Source organism: Mesorhizobium sp. M8A.F.Ca.ET.207.01.1.1, from assembly GCF_004794715.1.
Classification (GTDB): domain Bacteria; phylum Pseudomonadota; class Alphaproteobacteria; order Rhizobiales; family Rhizobiaceae; genus Mesorhizobium.
Genome location: NZ_SRUS01000005.1, coordinates 215,513 through 236,779, shown reverse-complemented (window position 1 = coordinate 236,779; position 21,267 = coordinate 215,513). Strand labels below are relative to the sequence as shown.

At 63.9% G+C, this 21,267-nt stretch carries 13 protein-coding genes; 7 read left to right on the top strand and 6 right to left on the bottom strand.

Annotated elements, in window-relative coordinates; translation table 11 throughout:
* Positions 1–141: 141 nt before the first annotated feature.
* Entirely contained in the window at positions 142–1,236 is a 1,095-nt protein-coding gene (mtnA, locus tag EN850_RS16625; protein WP_136091786.1) for an S-methyl-5-thioribose-1-phosphate isomerase, read from the bottom strand.
* Positions 1,233–2,504, bottom strand: coding sequence for an S-methyl-5-thioribose kinase (gene mtnK / locus EN850_RS16620; RefSeq protein ID WP_136091785.1), 1,272 nt, complete (start codon positions 2,502–2,504; stop codon positions 1,233–1,235). Before mtnK ends, mtnA begins: the two co-directional genes overlap by 4 nt.
* Before the next feature lie 137 nt (positions 2,505–2,641).
* Between mtnK and EN850_RS16615 the strand changes: the two genes are divergently transcribed.
* The 3 genes from EN850_RS16615 (at position 2,642) to EN850_RS16605 (ending at position 6,329) form a co-directional block, all read left to right on the top strand.
* Positions 2,642–4,153 carry a sugar ABC transporter ATP-binding protein gene (locus tag EN850_RS16615; RefSeq protein ID WP_136091784.1) on the top strand — a complete coding sequence of 504 codons (1,512 nt, stop codon included), beginning with the start codon at positions 2,642–2,644 and terminating at the stop codon, positions 4,151–4,153.
* A gap of 81 nt (positions 4,154–4,234) precedes the next feature.
* Positions 4,235–5,230, top strand: a complete 996-nt coding sequence (locus EN850_RS16610) for an ABC transporter permease (protein WP_136091783.1) — start codon at positions 4,235–4,237, stop codon at positions 5,228–5,230.
* 49 nt (positions 5,231–5,279) lie between these two features.
* Entirely contained in the window at positions 5,280–6,329 is a 1,050-nt protein-coding gene (locus EN850_RS16605; protein WP_127277596.1) for a substrate-binding domain-containing protein, read from the top strand.
* Between the two features lie 68 nt (positions 6,330–6,397).
* Here EN850_RS16605 and EN850_RS16600 read toward each other — a convergent pair whose 3' ends face one another.
* Together EN850_RS16600 and EN850_RS16595 are read right to left on the bottom strand one after the other, a co-directional pair.
* On the bottom strand, positions 6,398–8,452 hold the full coding sequence (locus EN850_RS16600; RefSeq protein ID WP_136091782.1) for a bifunctional aldolase/short-chain dehydrogenase: 2,055 nt from the start codon (positions 8,450–8,452) through the stop codon (positions 6,398–6,400).
* 87 nt (positions 8,453–8,539) lie between these two features.
* Entirely contained in the window at positions 8,540–9,505 is a 966-nt protein-coding gene (locus tag EN850_RS16595; protein ID WP_136091781.1) for a sugar-binding transcriptional regulator, read from the bottom strand.
* 202 nt (positions 9,506–9,707) lie between these two features.
* Between EN850_RS16595 and EN850_RS16590 the strand changes: the two genes are divergently transcribed.
* The 4 genes from EN850_RS16590 (at position 9,708) to EN850_RS16575 (ending at position 16,745) form a co-directional block, all read left to right on the top strand.
* Positions 9,708–11,348, top strand: a complete 1,641-nt coding sequence (locus EN850_RS16590; protein ID WP_136091780.1) for an acyl-CoA synthetase — start codon at positions 9,708–9,710, stop codon at positions 11,346–11,348.
* Between the two features lie 190 nt (positions 11,349–11,538).
* Complete coding sequence (locus EN850_RS16585; RefSeq protein WP_135881596.1) at positions 11,539–12,144, top strand: TetR family transcriptional regulator; 606 nt, start codon at positions 11,539–11,541, stop codon at positions 12,142–12,144.
* Positions 12,145–12,198: 54 nt separating this feature from the next.
* Entirely contained in the window at positions 12,199–13,341 is a 1,143-nt protein-coding gene (locus EN850_RS16580; RefSeq protein WP_127870640.1) for an efflux RND transporter periplasmic adaptor subunit, read from the top strand.
* A 257-nt stretch (positions 13,342–13,598) separates the two neighbouring features.
* On the top strand, positions 13,599–16,745 hold the full coding sequence (locus EN850_RS16575) for an efflux RND transporter permease subunit (RefSeq protein WP_136091779.1): 3,147 nt from the start codon (positions 13,599–13,601) through the stop codon (positions 16,743–16,745).
* A 73-nt stretch (positions 16,746–16,818) separates the two neighbouring features.
* Here the strand turns inward: EN850_RS16575 and EN850_RS16570 are convergent, their stop codons facing one another.
* Positions 16,819–18,528 (bottom strand): APC family permease, encoded by a 1,710-nt coding sequence (locus EN850_RS16570; protein ID WP_127277896.1) that lies wholly within the window; start codon positions 18,526–18,528, stop codon positions 16,819–16,821.
* 252 nt (positions 18,529–18,780) lie between these two features.
* Positions 18,781–21,150, bottom strand: a complete 2,370-nt coding sequence (locus EN850_RS16565) for an aminomethyltransferase family protein (protein ID WP_136091778.1) — start codon at positions 21,148–21,150, stop codon at positions 18,781–18,783.
* Between the last annotated feature and the right edge of the window lie 117 nt (positions 21,151–21,267).

Here is a 21,267-nt window from a genome sequence, read left to right as displayed (position 1 = left end):
CCGCCAAAACACGCCCATGGATGCCATTATTCGCGGCGGCCCGCGGTGCTCACCGCACTTTGTCAGCGTGCTGGAGATCGCCAGGCGGCACGGCCCGGACCGTGAACGTTTGGTTCTGAACGCGCGCCTTCGCGCAACCGATTATCCCCGCTCGGGGAACATCGCCCTCAGCCCTTCGCGCGAGGCCTTGGCGATGCCGCGCTCGGTGATCAGTCCGGTCACCAGTCGTGCCGGCGTCACGTCGAAGGCGGGGTTCCTTGCCGGCGTCGCTTCGGGCGACACACGCACCTGGGCGATCTCGCCCTTGGCGGTTTTGCCCCAGACCAGCGACACCTCGTCGCCCGAGCGCTCCTCGATCGGGATTTCAGCGAGGCCGTCGCCCACTGTCCAGTCGATGGTGGGAGAGGGCAGCGCGACGTAGAACGGCACGTCATTGTCGGCGGCGGCGAGCGCCTTCAGATAGGTGCCGATCTTGTTGCAGACATCGCCATCGGCAGTCGTGCGGTCGGTGCCGACGATGACCATGTCGATCGCGCCGCGCTGCATCAGATGGCCGCCGGCATTGTCGACGATCAGCGTGTGCGGCACGCCGTGGCCGGCCATCTCCCAGGCGGTCAGTTGGGCACCCTGGTTGCGTGGGCGTGTTTCATCGACATAGACATGGACTGGAATGCCGGCCTCGACGGCGAGATAGATGGGCGAAGTGGCTGTGCCGTAGTCGACGGTCGCCAGCCAGCCGGCATTGCAGTGGGTGAGGATATTGACCGTCTCGCCCGGCTGTTTGCGCGCCGCGATCGCCTTGATGATTTCAAGGCCGTTCTTGCCAATGGCGCGGTTCAGCCCAACGTCCTCGTCGGCGATTTCACCGGCGCGCCGGTAGGCGGCCGCGGCGCGTTGTTCCGACGGTAACGGCCGCAGGAAACGCCGCATCTCGTCCAGCGCCCAGCGCAGGTTGATCGCCGTCGGTCGTGTCTCGTGCAGTGTTTCCCAGACGGCATCGAGCGCTTCGTCGGATGCGTCATCCGTCATCTGCATGGCGACGCCATAGGCCGCGGTGACTCCGATCAGCGGTGCGCCGCGCACCCACATGTCCCGGATCGCGGTGGCGACGCCGGCGACCGTGCCGAGCTTCTCGATGCGGAATTCATGCGGCAGCCAGCGCTGGTCGATGATCTCCACCGAGCGGCCGTCGCCGCTGAGCCAGATGGTCCGATAGTGGCGGTCGCCGACGTTCAAATGCTGTTCTCCTGTTCGATCAGCGCGGCCAGGTTGTTGACCTCGTCAATGCTGTGAATCTGGTGCCGGTTGACGGCGATGTGGCGGCCGAATTTCAGCGCCTTCGCCTCACAACTGGCGCGTAGGTCTTCATCGGCAATGGTCTCGAAGTCGGCATTGTGGGCGAGGCCGAGGATGCGTCTGTGCACCTCGATGCCGGCAAAACCGAGCAAATCGGTCCAGATCTGGTGCAGCACATGGTCGAGCGCCTGCTCGGCGGCGAGTATGTCGCCCTGATCCTCGAACAGGCTCTTCTGGTAGAGCATGCCGGTGCGCTCGGTGCGCCACAGATGCGAGAACTCGGCGCGAAACACCGCCCAGGTCTCGACGACGACATCGAGCAGATAGGCGCGCATGGCATCGCGCTTGCCTTTCTGCTCATGTCCGCGTTGCGAGAAGAAGGACATCCAGAAATTGGCGAGCAGCATGCCGACATCGAAGGCCATCGGACCGTAGAAGGCGAACTCCGGATCGATCATCCGCGTTTCCTGGTCGGTGACCATGATCGAGCCGGAATGCAGGTCGCCATGTAGAAGCGTCTCGGCATTGGCGGCAAAGATATGCTTCAGCCGCTGTGCCTCGACCTTGAGGTCGCGGTCGGCCCGCAACTCGGCAACCAACGCGTCGAGCTGCGGGCTGGTGTGGCGGTTCATCTTGGCGTCGAAATAGGGGTCTGAGAATACGAGATTCTCGGTGATGTCGCAGAGTTCGACATTGTCCGCGAACAGCGCCAGGTCGGCCTTGCGCTCTTTGGTCGCCATCGACAGGTCGGAACCGCGGAACAGGGTGCGGGCCATGAACAGGCCGATATCCCGGGCAATGTTCGGCAACTGCCGGCCTTCGATCAGCGCCCGCCGCAGGATGATGTGCGGCGACAGATATTCCATGATGATCAGCGCCTGGGTCTCGTCGAAGTAATAGATCGCCGGCACCGAGCCCGGCGCACGCGCCTCTTGCCGGGTCAACGCGTGATACTCGAAGAAGGAGCGCTTCAGGGGCAGCGGCCAGCTGTCGCCGACGAGGCGGACATAGGGCAGGGCCTGCTTGACGATGGCGCCGCCACTGGCGCCTTCGACGATGAACACCAGGTTCAGATTGCCGTCCCCGACTTCGCGGACTTTCCAGGCGCTCGCGTCCCCGCCGATCTTCGCGCACAGCGCTTCGTTCGTGCCGAGACGTGTTGCGAGCGTCTCCACCGACAATGCTTCGAACGGCAATTTCCCAGTCATCCTCGTCCCTCCCGCCTGTGTGCTCCGATCATAAGGGAGCCTTGGCGGCGGGGCCAAGCTAGGAAGCTGTCTGGCAATTGTCAATCGTGTTGACAATTGCCGATATTGACCATAGCGTCGTCGTCAGGGAGGAACGCATGGTCGGCAATGCCGTGTTCCGCGTAGAGGGACTGAGGAAATCCTTTGGCCGCAACGAGGTGCTTGGCGGCATCGCGCTGGACCTTCATGCCGGTGAAGTGACCGTGCTGATGGGCGCCAACGGCGCCGGCAAATCCACCCTCGTCAAGATCGTCAGCGGCGTCTACGAGCGTGGCGGCGGCACCATGACGCTCGCCGGCCAGGACTTCGCACCGAACACGCCGGCGGAAGCGATCCGCGCCGGCGTCGTCACCGTGCACCAGAACATCAATGACGGTGTTGTCGCCGACCTCGATGTCGCCACCAATCTCACGCTCGACAGGCTGAGCGGCAAAGGCGTGCCGACCCTGTTCAACCCCGTCCGCGTGCGCCGCGAAGCCAAGGCGGTCGCCGATCGCATGGGGTTGGCCATCGATCTCAAGGCACGCGTCAGCGATCTGTCGCTGGCCGACCGCCAGATGGTGGCGATTGCCCGAGCGCTGGCGCACCAGCCGAAAGTGCTGATCCTCGATGAGCCGACCTCATCGCTCTCCAGTGCCGAAGCCGACAGGCTGTTCGCGCTAGTCGACCGGTTGCGCGAGCAAGGCGTGGCGATCCTCTATATCTCGCACCGCATGTCGGATATCAGGCGGCTCGCCGACCGCATCGTCTCGATGCGCGATGGTGTCGTCTCGGGCGCCTTCGACACCAAGCCGCTCGACTATGAAGGCGCGGTCAACGCCATGCTCGGCCGCAAGATCCATCTCGACCAGATCGTCGCCAGGAGTTCGGCCAGGGCGGTCCTGACCATCGAGGGGCTGCGCATCGCGCAGGGTGCCCGGCCGATCTCGCTGACGCTTGGCGATGGCGAGGTCGTCGCCATCACCGGCCTCGTTGGCGTCGGCAAGACCGCTCTTGCCGAAACGTTGTTCGGTGTGCGCCGGCCGCTCGCCGGCACCATGACGATGAACGGCAAGCCTTACGCGCCGCGCTCGGCGGGCGACGCGATCGCCGCCGGCGTGTTCCTCGTCGCCAAGGATCGCGCCAGCAGCGGCATCGTCGGTGGCTTCAACATCGAGCGCAATGTCAGCCTGCCCTTCCTCAGGCGGATGTCCAGTCTGAGTGTCCTCAAGCGCCGCCTCGAACGCGCCACCGCGCGCCGGCAGATCGAGCAACTGGCCATAGTCTGCCGCTCGGAGAAGGACGAGATGTCAGCATTGTCCGGCGGCAACCAGCAGAAGGTGATGGTCGCCCGCTGGATGGCGCAGAATGCCGCGCTGTTCATCCTCGACGAGCCGTTCCAGGGCGTCGACATTTCGGCAAGGCGCGACATCGCCGCCAAGCTGAGGGCAAGCGCCAATGGCCGCGCCACGCTCTTGTTCGTCACCGAACTCGACGAAGCGCTGGAGACGGCCGATCGCATCCTGGTGATGTCGGAGCACACGATCGTCGGCGAACACCGCAATGCCGATGTCGACCTCGACCGCCTTTTGGCCGAGGTCGCCGGCGGACCGCTGCACAGCGCTGCCTGAGGGTGGCGGTGAATGGAATTGGAATGGAGAGACCATGGGTTGGAGTTGGGTAAAAACGGCAGCGGCGCTGGGGTGCGCCGAATGACGCTGCGCGACTATGCCATCCGCTATGGGTTCATCGTGCTGCTGTTCGGATTGGTCGCCTATTTCGCGATCGCCGCCGACGGGTTCGTCTCGCCGCAAAGTGCCGTCTTCATCTTCCAGTCGGTCGCCATCACCGGCGTGCTGGCGCTCGGCGTTACCGCCACGCTGGTTGTCGGCGGCTTCGACCTGTCGATCGGCTCGGTCGCGACCTCGGCCATGATGGCGGCGGCCTATGTCATGGTGGTGCTGGAGCAAAACGCCGTCGTGGCGGTCATTGTCTGCCTGCTGATCGGCGCCCTTGTCGGCCTGATCAATGGCTGGCTGATCGTCTACATGCGCGTGCCGGACCTCCTGGCGACGCTCGGCATGATGTTCCTGCTGGTCGGCCTGCAGCGCATCCCGACCGAGGGCCGCTCGATCGCCACGGGCATGACCATGCCCGACGGCTCGGTCGCCAACGGCAAATTCTCCGATGCCTTCCTGGCGCTCGGCCGCCACCGCTTCGACTTCTTCATCCCGAACCTCATTCCGGTGTCGGTCGTCGTGCTTCTGGTGCTGGCGGTGTTGATCTGGTTCTTCCTCGAATACACCCGCTTCGGTCGTATGATGTATGCGGTCGGCTCCAATGAGCGCGCCGCCGAACTCGCCGGCGCGCCTGTCAAGGCATACAAGATCTGGGCCTACGTTATTTCAGGAGTTTTTGCCTCGATCGGGGGCATTTTGCTCGCCGCCCGGCTTGGACGCGGCGACATCGCCTCGGGTAATAATCTGCTGCTCGATGCGGTTGCCGCGGCGCTGATCGGCTACGCGGTGCTCGGCGCCGCCAAGCCGAACGCCTTCGGCACCGCCGTCGGCGCGCTGTTCGTCGGCATCTTGCTGCAAGGCCTGACGATGATGAACGCGCCTTACTACACGCAGGATTTCGTCAAGGGCGTGGTTCTGGTCGTCGCCCTTGTCTTCACCTTTGCCCTTTCGGGCAGGGGCAGGGGCTAGCATTCGGCCGGACAGGATTTTGGGTTCAACAAAAGTGGAGGAAAACAAGGTGAACATCACAAGAAGAGTTCTGGGGAAAGTGGCGCTCGGGCTGGCCGGCGCAACCATGCTGATGCAGGGGGCATTTGCCGCGGACAAGCCGGCGCCGTTCGACAAGCCCGGCGTCAAGATCGCGCTGGTGCGTTATCTCTCGACCGGCGACTTCTTCCAGGCCTATCTCTCGGGCGTCGAGGCGCAGTCGAAGGCGCTTGGCATCGACCTTCGCGTGCTCGACAGCCGCCAGGACGCCGCGCTTCAGTCCGACATGGTTGATCAGGCCATCGCGCTCGGCGTGCAGGGCATCATCATCCAGCACGGCCTGACGGAATCGATGAAGGACGCCGCCCAGCGTGCCGTCGACGCCGGCATCAAGGTGGTGGCTTTCGACGTCAATGTCGAAAACCCCAAGATCCCGCAAGTCGAACAGTCGGACAAGGACCTGGCGCGGCTGGCGCTCGAGCAGGCGGTCAAGGACAATGGCGAAAGCTGGAATGCCGGCTATGTCTATGTCGCAGGCATTGCGCCGCTCGACCGCCGTAACGAAACCTGGGTCGACGTGAAGAAGAAATATGCCGGCATCAAGGAGGCCGCCATGTTCGGCACGCTCGACAACCCGATCGCCAACTCCGTCGCCAACCAGGCGCGCTCGGTGCTGTCGGCGCACCCCGACATCAACGTGATGTTCGCCCCCTATGACGAATTCGCCAAGGGCGTGAAGATCGCCGTCGACGAAGCGGGCCTGAACAAGAAGATCAAGATCTATTCGGCCGACATTTCGACGTCCGACATCGCTGCGATGCGTGAGCCCGACAGTGCCTGGGCCGCGACCGCGGCGACCAACCCGGCCGTCGTCGGCCAGGTCTCGGTGCGCGCGCTGGCGCAACTGCTCGCCGGCGAAGATCCCGGCCACAACGTCATCGTGCCGCCGACGCTGATCACGCAGAAGGAGCTGATCGACAAGGACATCAAGAACATGGAAGACCTGTCGGCCAAGCTGCCACAGTTCGCCCATGCCGACGTCGCCATGCCCGCCTGGATGCCGAACCCGAACGCGAAGTAAGGCTCGCCAGTACAGGACGGAAAAGGGCGGCCCGTGAGCCGCCCTTTTTGTTGCCTGTCGGGAGATGCCTAGCGCAGCGCCGCGGCGATGTTGCCGCCGTCGACTGTCGTCACGTCGGCGGTGGTGCGATCGGCCAGTGCGTGATGCAGGAAGGCCTGCGCCACATCCTGCGCCGTCACTTCTTGGCCGAGCAGATTGCCGGACATGTATTCCTTCTCGGACACGCCGCGCGCGCCCGAGCGGCTGGCGATCATGGCGTCGGTCAAAAGGCCGGAGCGGATGCGGTCGGCATTGACGGCATTAGAACGGATGCCATGGGCGCCGTAGTCGAGCGCGTATTGCCTGGACAGGAACAGCGTCGCCGCTTTCGGCACGCCATAAGCGCCGAATTTCGGGCCCGGATTGACCGCCTGCTTGGAGGTGTTGAACAACAGCGCGCCGCCGGTGCCCTGTTCCAGCATGATGCGCACGGCGTTCTGCGCCGCCGACTGGTGGGCGAAGAAATTGAGCTCGAAGCTCTTGCGCAGCAGCGCATCGTCAAGCTCGCCGATGCGGCCTTCCCAGGCGGCGCCCGCATTGGACACCAATATGTCGACGCCGCCGAAGACGGCGACCGCCTTGTCGAAGGCGGCACGCATCTGGGCCGGGTCGGTGATGTCGGCGCCAACACCGATCGAATTGTTGCCGGCTTTTTTGGCGGCATTGGCGGCCTTCTCGGCGTCGAGATCGACGACGACGGCATGAGCGCCATTGTCGGCGAACAGTTTTGCGGTCGCCGCACCGATGGCACCGGCGCCGCCGGTGATCAGCACCACCTGTCCGGTCAGTGGCTTCGGCTTGTTGGAGGCGAGCTTGGCCTGTTCCAGCGACCAGTATTCGAGCGGGAACAGGTCCGCCTTGGACAACGGGTGGAAACGCCCGACCGCCTCGGCGCCGCGCACGGCCTCGATCCACATTTCGCCGACGTCCGATGCGATCCTGGCATCCTTCAGCGTGCGGCCATGACCGAACATGCCGAGCCCCGGCACCAGCGTCAGTCGCGGCATGGGATCGAGCATGATGCGCTTGACGTCGTCGAGCGCGTCATTGGTCTCGAAATAGGCGCGGTAATCGCTGGCGAAGGCGTCGACATGGCTCTTGATGACGGCCTTGTAGTCGCCGGCCTTGTCGGCATCGGGCGCCGGCACGGCCATCGGTCCGGTCTTGATGCGGATCGACAGATCAGGCGTCGACACGCCACGCCCGGCATAGTCGGCAATGTCAGCCGAATTGATGAAGTCGACGATCGCGTCGGAGGTGCGGAAGTCGCTGATCATGCGGTCGAAGCGGCCTTCGCCGCGTGGCGCCGCGACCGCGCCGCGCAGCATGGGCGCGATGGAAGCCGGCGTCGCCAGCCTTGCCGGCAATGCTGCCTTTGCCACCTTGGGCTTGGCATGCTTGGCCACATAGTCTTCGGCGACGTTCACATAGTGGATCATCCGGTCGTAGGCCTGCCTGGCATCGTCGCCGAAGGTGAAGATGCCGTGCTTGTCGAGGATCAGGCCTTCTACCGTTGGGTCGGCGTCGAAGACATCGGCCGCCGCCTTGGCGAGATCGAAGCCCGGCATGATGTAGGGCACGTAGCCCATTTTTGCTCCGAACACCTTTGCCACCAGCGGCTTGCTGTCTTCCTGGTCGACAATGGCCAGGATGGCGGTCGAGTGGGTGTGATCGACGAACTTGTGCGGCAGGAAGGCATGCAGCAGCGTCTCGACCGAGGGGTTGGGCGAGGCGGGGTCGATCAGGTTTGCCCGCTGCAGCGCGACCATGTCCTCGTCGGAAAGCCTGTCCAGCTTGCGCGCCTTGAGCAGCGCGCCCATCTTGACGGCGGGCAGGCCCTGCGGCTCGATGACGGCCATGTCCCAGCCGCTGCCCTTGACGCACAGCACGTCCCACTCGTCGCCGACGAGGTCGGTCGCCTTGATCTTGCAGGAGGTGTTGCCGCCGCCATGCAGGACCAGCTGTGGCACGCCGCCTAGAAGCCGCGTCGTGTAGACACGCAAGGCGAGATCGCGGCCGACGCCCTTCTTCGCATAGTCGGCAACGAGTTTTTCGGCCGCGTCGTCGTTCCACAGGTTCTTCATGTTCGCTTCGTCCAGTTGCTGTCTTTAGGTGGTGAAACAGGAATGCCGCGACGCCTTGATGACAATGCGTCGGCAAAGGGTTTATTTTCAGGATGCCTTTTCTGCTGACGTTCCGGCATGATCGAGCAGCCGCTGCGCCGTATGCGCGCCGACAACCAGATGCGTGCAGAGGCCGCCGGCGATGGCCGCGAGCAGCGGCTCGAACTTGCTGTCCTCCTGCACGACCATGAGCCGTTTCCCGATGACGCGCAGCGAAGCAAGCCCCGCCGAGATGACCCGCCGGTTGTAGCTGCAGTCGAGCAACTCGCCACCGGCATCGATGATCTGCCCGGCGATGACACCGGCCGCACCTTCCTTGCGCAGTGCCGCCATCTCGGCTGCCGTCAGCGCGCCACACTTCACCAGATGGCTGTCGGCATCGACCGCGCCGATGGAGTAGAGCGCAAGATCGCAGTCGCTGATCCCAGCAAGCTGGTCGCGGATCACCGGCTCGGCGCGCAGGCCTTGCGCCAGTGCCTCGGTCGACAGCACCAGGGGTGCGTAGAAGTTGAGGCCCTTGGCGTTGAGCCGGCGCGCGATTTCCATCGTGCACTGGTCGGGCCGGTAGGAGTAGGGCGCGCCGAGATTGCCGCAGAGCTGCACCACGGTGACGTCCTGCAGGTCGGCATAGGACATGATGTCGGCGATGGTGTAGACGGTGCGGCCCCAGGCAACGCCGATGCGGTCGCCTTTCCTGACGAGTTCCAGGAACACGCTTGCCGCCAGCACCGCGATATCGGTCGACGGGTCGGCGAGATAGGCGTTTTCAGGCGCGATCCAGACGGCGTCGAGCTTCAGGGCGTCTTCCAGCCTGCGCGCCATGACGTCGTCGGTGAAGAGCTGCGTCGAGGTCGAGATGTTGACGATGCCAGTCTCGCGCGCCTTGCGCAGATACATGGCGACGGAGGCGCGCGAAATGTTGAGCTGATTGGCCACTTCGTCCTGCCGAAGCCCATGGGCATAGTAAAGCCAGGCCGCCTTGTGAATGAGCTGTTCTGCCGGTCGGATCGCCATGCCACCTCCTTGGCTGACAATAGTCACGGCTCTCGACAAAAGTCAAATTTGGATCGACAGGAAGCGATCTTCTGCCGCCGCGGCTCGATGGAGATCACCATTCCAGCAAGTCGCCGCAGCATAGCATTTTCAGCCATCCAGGGGGATAGCGTGACGACGAACCTGGGGTTAGAAAGCTCGAAAAGACTTTGGGGAGGATGGGATGGCCAATCCCTACGAACAGGATCTCGACAGGAACGCCGCCAACCACCAGCCGTTGACGCCGCTCACCTATCTGGAGCGCGCGGCTAAAACCTATCCCGACCATATTGCCATCATTCACGGCAGGCAGCGCATCAGCTACCGCGCCTTCTGGCGCCGCTCCCTGAAGCTCGCCTCGGCGCTGCACAGGCACGGCATCGGCAAGGGCGATACGGTGACGGTCATGCTGTCGAACACGCCGCCGATGCTGGAGGCGCATTTCGGCGTGCCAATGACCAAGGCCGTGCTGCATTCGCTCAACACGCGCCTCGATGCCGCGGTCATCGCCTTCCAGCTCGACCACGCCGAGACCAAGGTGCTGATCGTCGACCGCGAGTTTTCCGGGGTCGTGCGAGAAGCGCTCGGTCTGGCCAAGGTCAAGCCGCTGGTCATCGACTACGACGATCCCGATTACGCCGCTGATGCGCCCTACCCGAAAGGCGAGCGGGTCGGCACGGTGGACTACGAGGCCTTTGTCGCCAATGGCGACGAGGAGTTCGCCTGGTCGATGCCCGACGACGAATGGGATGCCATCTCGCTCAACTACACGTCGGGCACGACAGGCAATCCCAAGGGCGTCGTCTATCACCACCGTGGTGCTGCCCTGATGGCCTACACCAACACCATCCATGCCGGCATGGCGAAGCACGCCGTCTATCTCTGGACCTTGCCGATGTTCCACTGCAATGGCTGGTGTTTTCCCTGGACGCTGGCCGTCCAGGCCGGCACGCATGTCTGCCTGCGCTGGGTGCGGCCGAAGCCGATCTACGACGCCATTGCCGACCATGGCGTCACGCATCTGTGCGGGGCGCCGGTCGTCATGTCGGTGCTGATCAACGCCAGGGATGAGGACAAGCGCGCGTTTGCGCAGACGGTCACCTTCAACACGGCTGCCGCGCCGCCGCCCGAAGCCGTGCTGTCGGGCATGGCCGATGCCGGCTTCGCCGTCACCCATCTCTACGGGTTGACCGAGACCTACGGTCCGGCTGTCGTCAACGAATGGCATAATGGCTGGGACGCACTCGACAAAGGGGCGAGGGCGGGCAAGAAGGCACGGCAGGGCGTGCGCTATGCCGCGCTCGAAGGCCTGACGGTGATGGATCCCGAAACCATGGCCGAAACGCCCGCCGACGGCGAAACCATCGGCGAGGTCATGTTCCGCGGCAACATCGTCATGAAGGGTTACCTGAAGAACCGCAAGGCAACGGACGAGGCTTTCGCCGGCGGCTGGTTCCACTCGGGCGATCTCGGCGTCATGCATCCCGACGGCTACATCCAGCTCAAGGACCGCTCGAAGGACATCATCATCTCCGGTGGCGAGAACATTTCCTCGATCGAGGTCGAGGACGCGCTCTACAAGCATCCCGCCGTCGCCTCCTGCGGCGTCGTCGCACGCCATGACGACAAGTGGGGCGAGGTGCCTGTCGCCTATGTCGAGCTGAAGCCGGGCAAGGAGGCGAGCGAGGCCGAGATGATAGAGCACTGCCGGATGTTGCTCGCCCGCTTCAAGGTGCCAAAGGCGGTGATCTTCGCCGAAATACCGAAGACCTCGACCGGCAAGATCCAGAAATTCCGGCTGCGGGAAATGGCCAAGCTCGCCTGAGCCCTCCGTGGGCCTTTTCGAGAGAATTATTTTCAGAGGCCCGCATCCTGGGGGCGTCTTGTGACGTCTATGGGATGTCACCATTTGTCACCTATCGTACGCGTACGTCGAATCCGTGTTGACAGAGTGCCCCTTTCGATTTACGAGTGATGAAAATCGAAATTCGTCACTCGTTATTTGACAGAGAGCTATGTCCGAAGCCGCCAACATCGTCGCCGACGTCGCCCGCCAGGAAAATGTGACGCGCATTCTCGATTGCGCCGAGCGCCTGTTCAGGCACTATGGCTACGGCAAGACCAATGTCGCCGACATTGCCCGCGAACTCGGCATGTCGCCGGCCAACATCTATCGTTTCTTTGCCTCCAAGGTCGAAATCCACCAGGCCGTCTGTGGCCGGATGCTCGGCGCCAGCTACAAGATGGCCTACGAGATCATGCACCTGCCGATCAGCGCCGAGGAGCGGCTGCGGCGTTACGTGCATGCGCAGTACAAGATGACGATGGAGGTCATGCTCGACGACCAGAAGGTCCACGAGATGGTCATCGTCGCCCTCGAGCGCGACTGGGGCGTCATCGACAAGCATGTCGACAGCATCCACGATCTCTTCGCCGAGGTAATCCGCGAGGGCATCGAGGCCGGCGAGTTCAGGAAACAGGACCCGGTGACCGCATCGCGCTGTTTCGGTGCCGCCACCGTCATCCTGTGCCATCCGCAGATGGTGGCGCAGTGCCTCGCCAAGACCAATCGGGCGCTGCCCGACGAGCTCATCGATTACGCCATCAGAGCCTTGAAATAGCCGCCGCCAGCCGGTGCCGGTGTCGACAGTCCGCCTCCAGTCGGGAGTATCAAGATGTTTTTGCCCAGTTCCATCCTTCGCAAGCTGCCAGCCGCCGGCCTGATCATCGCATCGCTTGGGCTTGCCGGCTGCTCGCAGGAAAAGGCGGAGGTGAAGGACATCATCCGCCCGGTCAAGGTCGTCGAGATCGCGAAGGCGCATGACACCCGCACGCTGTCCTATTCCGGATCGGTGCGCGCCCGCACCGAGAGCACACTGGGGTTCCGGGTCAACGGCAAGATCACCGAGCGTCTCGTCGACATCGGCCAGCACGTGGCGCCTGGCGATGTGCTCGCCCGCATCGATCCCTCAGACTATGACCTGTCGGTCAAGAGCGCGCAGGCCGCGCTGGATGCCTCAGAACGTCAGGTCGAGACCGTCGAACTCGCCCGCAAGCGCGCCGAGCAGCTTTTCGCCAAGAACTTCGCGCCGAAATCGCAGCTCGAACAGGCGACGCTGACCTTTGACCAGGCCGTCGCCACGCGCGACTCCGCCCGCTCGACGCTTGCCCAGGCCAGAAACCAGGTCGGCTATACCGACCTCAAGGCCGACAGGGACGGCATCGTCACGGCGGTCAACGCCGATGTCGGCCAGGTGGTTGGCTCGGGCACGCCGGTGATCACCGTCGCGGTCGATGGCGAAAAGGAAGTGCTGATCGCGGTTCCGGAAATGGAGATCGCGCAGTTCAAACCGGGCAAGGACGTCAAGGCGGGCTTCTGGTCCGATGCCGCTCTGGCGCTCGACGGCAAGGTCCGCGAGGTCGCCGGCAGCGCCGATCCGCAGTCGCGCACTTTTGCCGTCCGCGTCAGCCTGCCCAACGACCCGCGCGTGCTGCTCGGCATGACCGCCAATATCGAGGCGTCGGCAGCCAACGAAAAGCAGCTCGTCTCTATCCCGCTGAGCGCGCTCGCCGAGAAAGACAGCCAGTCGATCGTCTGGACGGTCGATCGCGGCGCCGACACGGTTCATGCCCGTCCAGTCAAGGTCGCCGAGTTCGCCGCCGACGGCGTGCGCGTGGCGGAGGGATTGAAACCGGGCGATATCGTGGTCGCCGCCGGTACGCAGTTCATGACCGAGGACCTGAAGGTGAAACTCGCCGGCGGCGTCACACAGCAGTCCGCCTCGGCCGAAGGCGAGGACGCCAGCAAGCTGCGCTGACGACAGACAGATCGGCCGCGCGTTCCCGCGGCCGCAGGTTTCCGGGCGGCGTGCCCGAAGGTCGAGACGTCAAGGCCGATGTACCCCCGCATCGATCCTCGCGTCCCACCGCGATGAGTGTCTCTCCGCTCGAAGAGCGACGCCGCCCGGAAACCAGTATCGAACGCAGATGATTTCGTTTCGCGCGCCGCGCTTCTTCGAAGCACCTTCCTCGAAGCACAAGGGCGCCGGCAACCAAGCAAAGTGGACCAGCACCGATGACGACCTCCACTGAAGAAAAGCGGCCCTTCAATCTCTCTCGTTGGGCAATTGGCCATCCCTCCATTGCGCGCTTCCTGTTCGGGCTGATCATCATCGCCGGCGCGCTCGGCCTGATGCGCATGGGCCAGAAGGAGGATCCCGATTTCACCTTCCGCGTCATGGTCGTGCAGGCGATCTGGCCGGGCTCCTCGATCCAGGAGATGGAAGACCAGGTCGTCAACAAGATCGAGCGCAAATTGCAGGAGACGCCGCATCTCGACTTCGTGCGCTCCTTCACCCGCGCCGGCAGCGCCATCATCACCGTCCAGATCAAGGGCGACACCAACGCCGCTGAAGTGACGGATGCCTTCTATCAGGTGCGCAAGAAGGTCGGCGACATCCAGGGCGACCTGCCACAGGGCCTGCTCGGCCCCTATTTCAACGACGAGTTCGGCGACACCTTCATCACGCTGCATTCGATCAGCGGCGACGGCTTCTCCTATCCGGAGCTGAAGAAGTTCGCCATCCAGGCGCGCGACATGCTGTTGACGACATCAGGCGTCGAAAGGGCCGTCATCATCGGCGACCAGCCGGAAAAACTCTATATCGACGTCTCGTCCAAGGCGCTGGCCGAACGCGGCCTGACGCTGACCGACCTGCAGAACGCGATCAAGGGCCAGAACAACGTCGATCCAGCCGGCTCCGTCGATACCGGCGTCAATTCGGTGCGCATCTCCGTCGAAGGCGACGTCGCCAAGGCCGCCGACATCAGGGAATTGCGCCTGCGCGCCGGCGGCCAGGTGACCCGGCTGGGCGACATCGCCACCGTCACTTCGGGGCTGGAAGATCCCTTCCAGCGCAAATACCGCTTCAATGGCCACGACAGCGTGCAGCTTGGCGTCGTCATGGCCAAGGGTTTTAAAGTCACCGATGTCGGCAAGGATGTCGAGGCGACCTACAAGCACTTCGAGGAAGCGCTGCCCTATGGCGTTTCGGTCGACCAGATTTCCGACCAGCCGGGCGTCGTCACGGACGCGGTCGCCGAATTCATGCATGCGCTCGGCGAGGCGCTGCTGATCGTGCTCGTCGTCTCGTTCCTGTCGATCGGCTGGCGCTCGGGCCTGGTGATCGCCATCGCCATACCGCTGGTGCTCGCCGCCACATTCGCCATCATGTATGAAATCGGCATCGACCTGCAGCGCATTTCGCTGGGCGCGCTGATCATCGCGCTCGGCTTGCTCGTCGACGACGCCATGATCGTCGTCGAGATGATGGAGCGGAAGCTCGAGGAGGGGTTGGTCAAGATCGAGGCGGCGAGCTTCGCCTATTCCTCGACCGCCTTCCCGATGCTGACCGGCACGCTGATCACCACCGCCGGCTTCATCCCGGTCGGCTTCGCCGCCTCGACGGCTGGCGAATATGTGCGCACCCTGTTCTATGTCGTCGGCATCGCGCTGATCGTGTCGTGGTTCGTGGCGGTCTATTTCACGCCGTGGCTGGGGCATATGATCCTCAAGCAGCGCAAGCATGCCGGCACCCACCACGACGCCTTCGACACGCGTTTCTATCGCCGGCTTCGCTCGACCGTCGGCTGGGCGGTGCGTCACCGCATCATCGTGCTGGTGATGACGCTGGTGACTTTCGGCACCAGCCTGTGGGCCTTCCAGTTCATTCCGCAGAACTTCTTCCCGCAATCGTCGCGGCCCGAAATCCTCGTCGACCTCTGGCTGCCGGAAGGCACCTCGATCAAGGAAGTCGAGACGCAGGCCAAGGCCCTGGAAGCCAAGATGATGGACGACAAGGACAAGCGTTTCATCGCCACCTATATCGGCGAGGGCGCCCCGCGCTTCTTCCTGCCGCTCGACCAGCAACTGCGCAACCCGAATTTCGCCCAGATGCTTGTCATGGCCAATGACGAGCCGGCCCGCGAGCGGCTGATCGTCAAGCTGCGCACGGTTCTGGCGCAGGATTTCCCGTCGATCCGTGCCAAGGTCGACCGCCTGTTCCTCGGACCGCCGACCGGCTGGCCCGTGCAGATGCGCGTCATGGGTCCGGATCGTCAGGAGGTGCGCCGCATCGCCGACCAGGTGAAGGCGAAGTTCCGCGAGGATCCGCTGCTTGGCGCCGTCCATGACGACTGGCTGGAGCCGGTGCCGGCGATGAAGCTGGTCATCGATCAGGATCGCGCCCGTGCGCTCGGCGTCACCTCGCAGCGCATCCGCCAGATGCTGCAGGCCGCGATGTCCGGCGCGCCGCTCGACGATTTCCGTGACGGCGAGGAGACGGTGTCCATCGTCGCCCGCGAGCCGGATGCCAGCCGCAGCCTGCTGTCCTCGGTCGACTCGGTCTATATCCCGACCGATTTCGGCGGCTTCGTTCCGCTGTCGCAGGTCGCCAAGGTCATGCCTGTGCTGGAGCAAGGCATAGAGTGGCGCCGCGACCGCCTGCCGACCATCTCGGTGCGCGCCACATTGCCCGACGGCGTGCAGTCCAACGACGTCGTCACCAAGATGTACAAGGACATGCAGGGTCTGCGCGACGGCCTGGCGCCCGGTTACAAGATCGAGATTCAGGGCGGGGCCGAGGATTCGGCTGAAAGCCAGGCTTCGATTGCCGCCAAGGCGCCGATCATGCTGGCCGTCATCGTCGTGCTGCTGATGATCCAGCTGCAGAACTTCGGCAAGGCGATGCTGGTGCTGGCGACGGGCCCGCTCGGCATCATCGGTGCTGCCGCCGCTCTGCTGATCAGCGGCGCGCCATTCGGCTTCGTCGCCATCCTCGGCGTTATCGCGCTGCTCGGCATCATCATGCGCAACTCGATCATCCTGGTCGACCAGATCGACCAGGACATCGCCAGGGGCATGGACCGTTTCGAAGCGATCATCGGCTCGGCGGTGCGCCGCTTCAGGCCGATCGTACTGACGGCGATGACGGCGGTGCTGGCACTGATCCCGATCTCGCGCGCCGTGTTCTGGGGGCCGCTCGCCTATGCCATGATGGGCGGCATTCTGGTCGCGACCGTGCTCACCATCCTGGTGCTGCCGGCGGGCTATGCGCTCTTCTTCGGCCGCGAGCCGAAGAAGGTGAAGACCGACGAGCAGGCCCCTGAGCCAGGAGAGATCGAAGGCATCGAGCGGCCGCAATTGGCTTTGGCGGCGGAATAAGAAAAAAACCGGCCGGTCGATTTGCGACCGGCCGGTTTTCCTTGATGCAGTGGCTTGGGCCGCGGTCAGATCATCAGATGACGAATACCCAATTGGCGATGAGCATGACCGCCACGCCGGCGACCAGCGTCAGATAGGGCAGCATGCCCGCCTTCTTGACCGAGAGGTCGGCTCCCGCCATGCCGAGGTCGGCCAGCATGTGGTCCGGGAATTTGCCCTTGTCCTGGATGTAGTGGCGGAAGCAGAACACCGGGATGATCAGCGCCGCGGTGATCAGGCCGGCCCACAGGGCCATCGGGTTCCACACCTTGGCGCCTGCGCCCATGAAGATGGCGTTGACATAGGCGAAGATCGCCCCGATCCCCAAGAGCCAGCTAGGCGCCTTCCACGGCCGTACGATATGGCCGTTGTCGATGCGGTGGATCCAGCCGGCATTGAGGTTGAGGAAGTTGAAGATGATGTAGCCGCAGTTCGACACGGCGAGGATGAAGAAGAAGCTCGTCGCGTCGGCCGAGGCGATCGCCAGAACCGCCAGGTTGAAGCAGAGGTCAGTCCACATGGCCCGCGTCGGCGCGCCGTGTTCGTTGACGTGGCTGAGATAGCGCGGCAGCCAGCCGTCGACCGAGCCCTGGTAGAGCGTGCGCGAGGAGCCGGCCATCGCCGTCATGATGCACAGCACCAGCGCCAGGATCATCAGCATGACAAGCAGGCTGTGGATAATCTTGCCGCCGCCGACCATGCCGGCCAGCGCGTCGGCCACGCCTGAGCCGTCGACGATCGGCGTTGCCAGCATGCCGTTCAGGCCCAGCACGCCCTGGAAGGTGAAGGGCACCAGGATGAACAAAAGCATGCAGAGCAGGCCGGAATAGAAGATGGCCTTGAACGTATCGGTGCCGGGGTTCTTGAACTCCGACGTGTAGCAGACGGCCGTCTCAAACCCATAGGTCGACCAGGCGGCGATGAACATGCCGCCGAGCGCCAATGTCCAGCCGGCGATGTTCCAGGAGCCGGGCTCGGGTGCGTAGGCAGCCGCCAGCGGCACCAGCGGCGAGAAGTTCGCCCAGTCGATCTGACCGGTGAAGATCGGCACGACGCCGACGATCAGCATCGGGATGATGACCAGCAGGCCGATATATTTCTGCACGCTGGCGGTGCCCAGGATGCCGCGATGCTGGATCGAGAAAATGATCAGCATCAGCACCGCGCCGATGAAAAAAGTGGCGTTGAGCGTGAACGAGACCGGGCCCAGCGTGTGGCTCCACAGCGTCCAGTTACGGATGGCCGGCGTCGCGGCGGCGGTCACCGCGGTGATGGCGTCTGCGGGAACCGTTCCGGCATGCGCGGCGATGTAGGCCACCACCTCGGGCGAGGTGTCGGTGAAGATCGGCACCGGCGCCAGCGCGTTGAGGATATAGGCGGCGGCGATCGAGCAGCCGAGCGACAGCACCGGCGACCAGGCGAACCAGTTGCACCACACCGACAGCGGCGCGATGAACTTGGAGTAGCGCAGCCACGCCGTGGCGCCGTAGATCGAGGCGCCGCCGGACTTGTTCGGAAACAGGCCGGCGATTTCGGCATAGGTAAAGGACTGCAGGAAGCCCATGATCATGGACACCGTCCAGATCAGGAAGGCCAGCTTTCCCGTCGTGCCGGCAATGCCGCCGATCGAGAACAGGACCAGCGCCGGAACGCCGCTCGCCACCCAGAAGGCGCCGCGCCAGTCGATATGCCTGAGCAGCTTGCTTTCGGCAGGCTGGTCCAGGACCGTACTTATCGTGCTCATGTCGATGAGTTCCCCTTTTTCGATGTTCCCCGCCAGCGATGCCTCGGCTACGCGAAGCTTGCTCCCCGGCTAATGACCGTTCCGGCCGCAGTGTTTCCACTCAGTCGTATTTTTTTCTTAAGAGTGAAGATTGATCCGGCGCGCCGTCACGTCAAGCGATTTGTGAAACCGTGCACATCACGCTTGCGCGCGCGGATGACAAAGCGTCCGATTGGGTGACCGGCGGGCGCTTTGCGAACCCAAAAGGGCAGGTCAGGAGCGTGGTTTGGTCTTTTGCGGATCGTAGTGGGCAAAGGTGACGACCCGCGCCGGCAGCCGCTTGGCATGGCCGTCGAGCTTGCCGATCTCGACCTCCGTGCCGATGGCGGCATGGGTGACGTCGAGCCGCGCCAGCGCGATGTTCTTGTTCAGCACCGGCGAACGCATGCCCGAGGTGACGACGCCGATCTGGGCCCGGCCGACATGGACGCAGTCGCCATGGCCGACGGCGACATTGGCGTCGATGTCGAGGCCGACCAGCTTGGTCTGCGCATGGTCCTTGCGCCGGATCAGCGCCTCGCGGCCGATGAAATCGTCGGTCTTGCTCTTCAGCGGCACGGTAAAGCCGATGCCGGCCTCGAACGGATCGGTCTGGTCGGAAAATTCATAGCCGGCGAAGATCAGCCCGGCCTCGATGCGCACCATGTCTAGCGCCTGCAGACCCATCGGCTTCAGCCCATGCGGCTGGCCGGCTTCCCAGATGGCGTCGAACACCTTTTCGGCGTCGCGCGGATGGCACCAGACCTCGTAGCCGAGTTCGCCGGTATAGCCGGTGCGCGAGACGACGATGGGAATGCCATTGCCGCCACCGATCCTGGCGACGGCGAAGCGGAACCATTCGAGTTCCTCGATCGAGGGCTGCAGCGGCGAGGTCCAGATCACCTGTTTCAGGATGTCGCGGCTCTTTGGCCCTTGCACGGCGATGTTGTGCATCTGGTCCGTGGACGAGCGCACCAGCACGTTGAGGCCGAGCTTTGTCGCCGTCTCGCGCAGCCATTCGCCGGACAGGTCGTCGCCGCCGACCCAGCGGAAATTGTCCTTGCCGAGCCTGAGCAGCGTGCCGTCGTCGATCATGCCGCCATGCTCGTAGCACATGGCGGAGTAGACGACCTGGCCGACGCCGAGTTTCTTGACGTCGCGCGTCAGCGTGTATTGCAGCAGCGCTTCGGCATCCGGGCCCGTGACCTCGAATTTGCGCAGCGGCGACAGGTCCATGATTACCGCGTCCTGCCGGCAGGCCCAGTATTCGGCGATGGCCCCTTCTTTGGCGAAGGAATTGGCCAGCCAATAGCCCCTGTACTCGACGAAGTCGCGCGTGTGCTTGGCAAAGCTCTGGTGAAAGGCTGTCTCGCGGGTCATTTTCGGTTCCGAATCGGGCGTCATGCGTCTGGCGATCGCTCGCGAGAATTTGTGCTGGCCGGAATAGGTCCGCACGTGGATGTCGGTCAGGTCCCAGCCATTGGCCGGTGTCGTGTCGTCGGGACAGGCTGAGGAAACGCAGACGATGTCGGTCAGCGCCCTGAGAAGGACATAGTCGCCGGCGCGCGACCATGGCTCGTCCGACACCATGACGCCATGGGCGTCAATCGCCGTGTTGAAGAAGAAGTTGATCGCCATCCAGCCGGCGCGGGGATTGACGCCCTTGCCGGTGAGCGCGCGGTTGAAATTCTCCGAGCAGTTGGTGTGGCCGGGATAGCCGATGTCGTCGTAATACTTCGCCGCACAGGCGAGCGCGAAGGCGTCGTGCCGGCCGCACATGTCCTGCACCACCTCGACCAGCGGCTCCATGTCCTGGTCGTAATATTTCGAATGCAGGCCGGGCATCGGATAGCTCGCGCCCATCAGCGTGCGCGTCGTCGTGACGTCGAGCGGATGGTCGAGGCCCTTGTCGAGCTTGCGCGCCGAGAAGCATTGGAAGTCGGTGCACTGGCGGCCGTCGACATCGATGATCTGCAGATAGTCGCCGGCCTTGACGAAATAGGATTCGGCGGTTGCCGAATGCACCCTGAGATCGAGCACCGGATCGGCGAGCGGATCGGCAAGCTGCCCTCTCGTCTTCAGCCGGATGGTGGCGCGGCGCACGATCACGGTCAGCGTCGTCGCCGTGTTGTGGCCGTCGACCAGCATAGGCCCGCCAGGCGCCGCGATCAGCAGCGCGCCGTCGCGCTGGACCGAAAAGCTCTGCTCGGTGCCGGCCGGCGTGGCGCCGCCGAACACGCGCACCGCTCTGGGCTGATCGAGTTGTACCTGCCGGCGCTCAAGGCCGCGGCGCAGCGATGCGATGCTGTCATCGCCCTCTGCGAGCAACGCCTTGATGCCGGCGGCATTGCTGTTGGATTTCTCGCCGAGAATGCCGGGGTCGGTGACGCCCGACTTATCCCAGGCCAGCAACTCGCAGGCCTGACCACCCTCGACGTTGCGCACCGTGACCGTATCGCCCGCCTCGACCTCGATCAGCACCGCGCCATTGCCCTGGATCGTGTAGCGTTCCATCCCCGCCGGCAGCGCGATCTGGCCGGGCCTCAGGATGAGACTTGGCCTTGGCGGTCCGGCAGTGACAGCGGGGTAGGGCGACTGGCTCATCTCAGCTTGCGGTTCGAGAAACTAGTTTGCCTGTGTGTAAAATTATTTTCGCTGAGAGAATAGCAGGGTGGTCGCTTTTGGCAAGGCGGTGGTGAGGTGCGTTGGCACTATCATTCA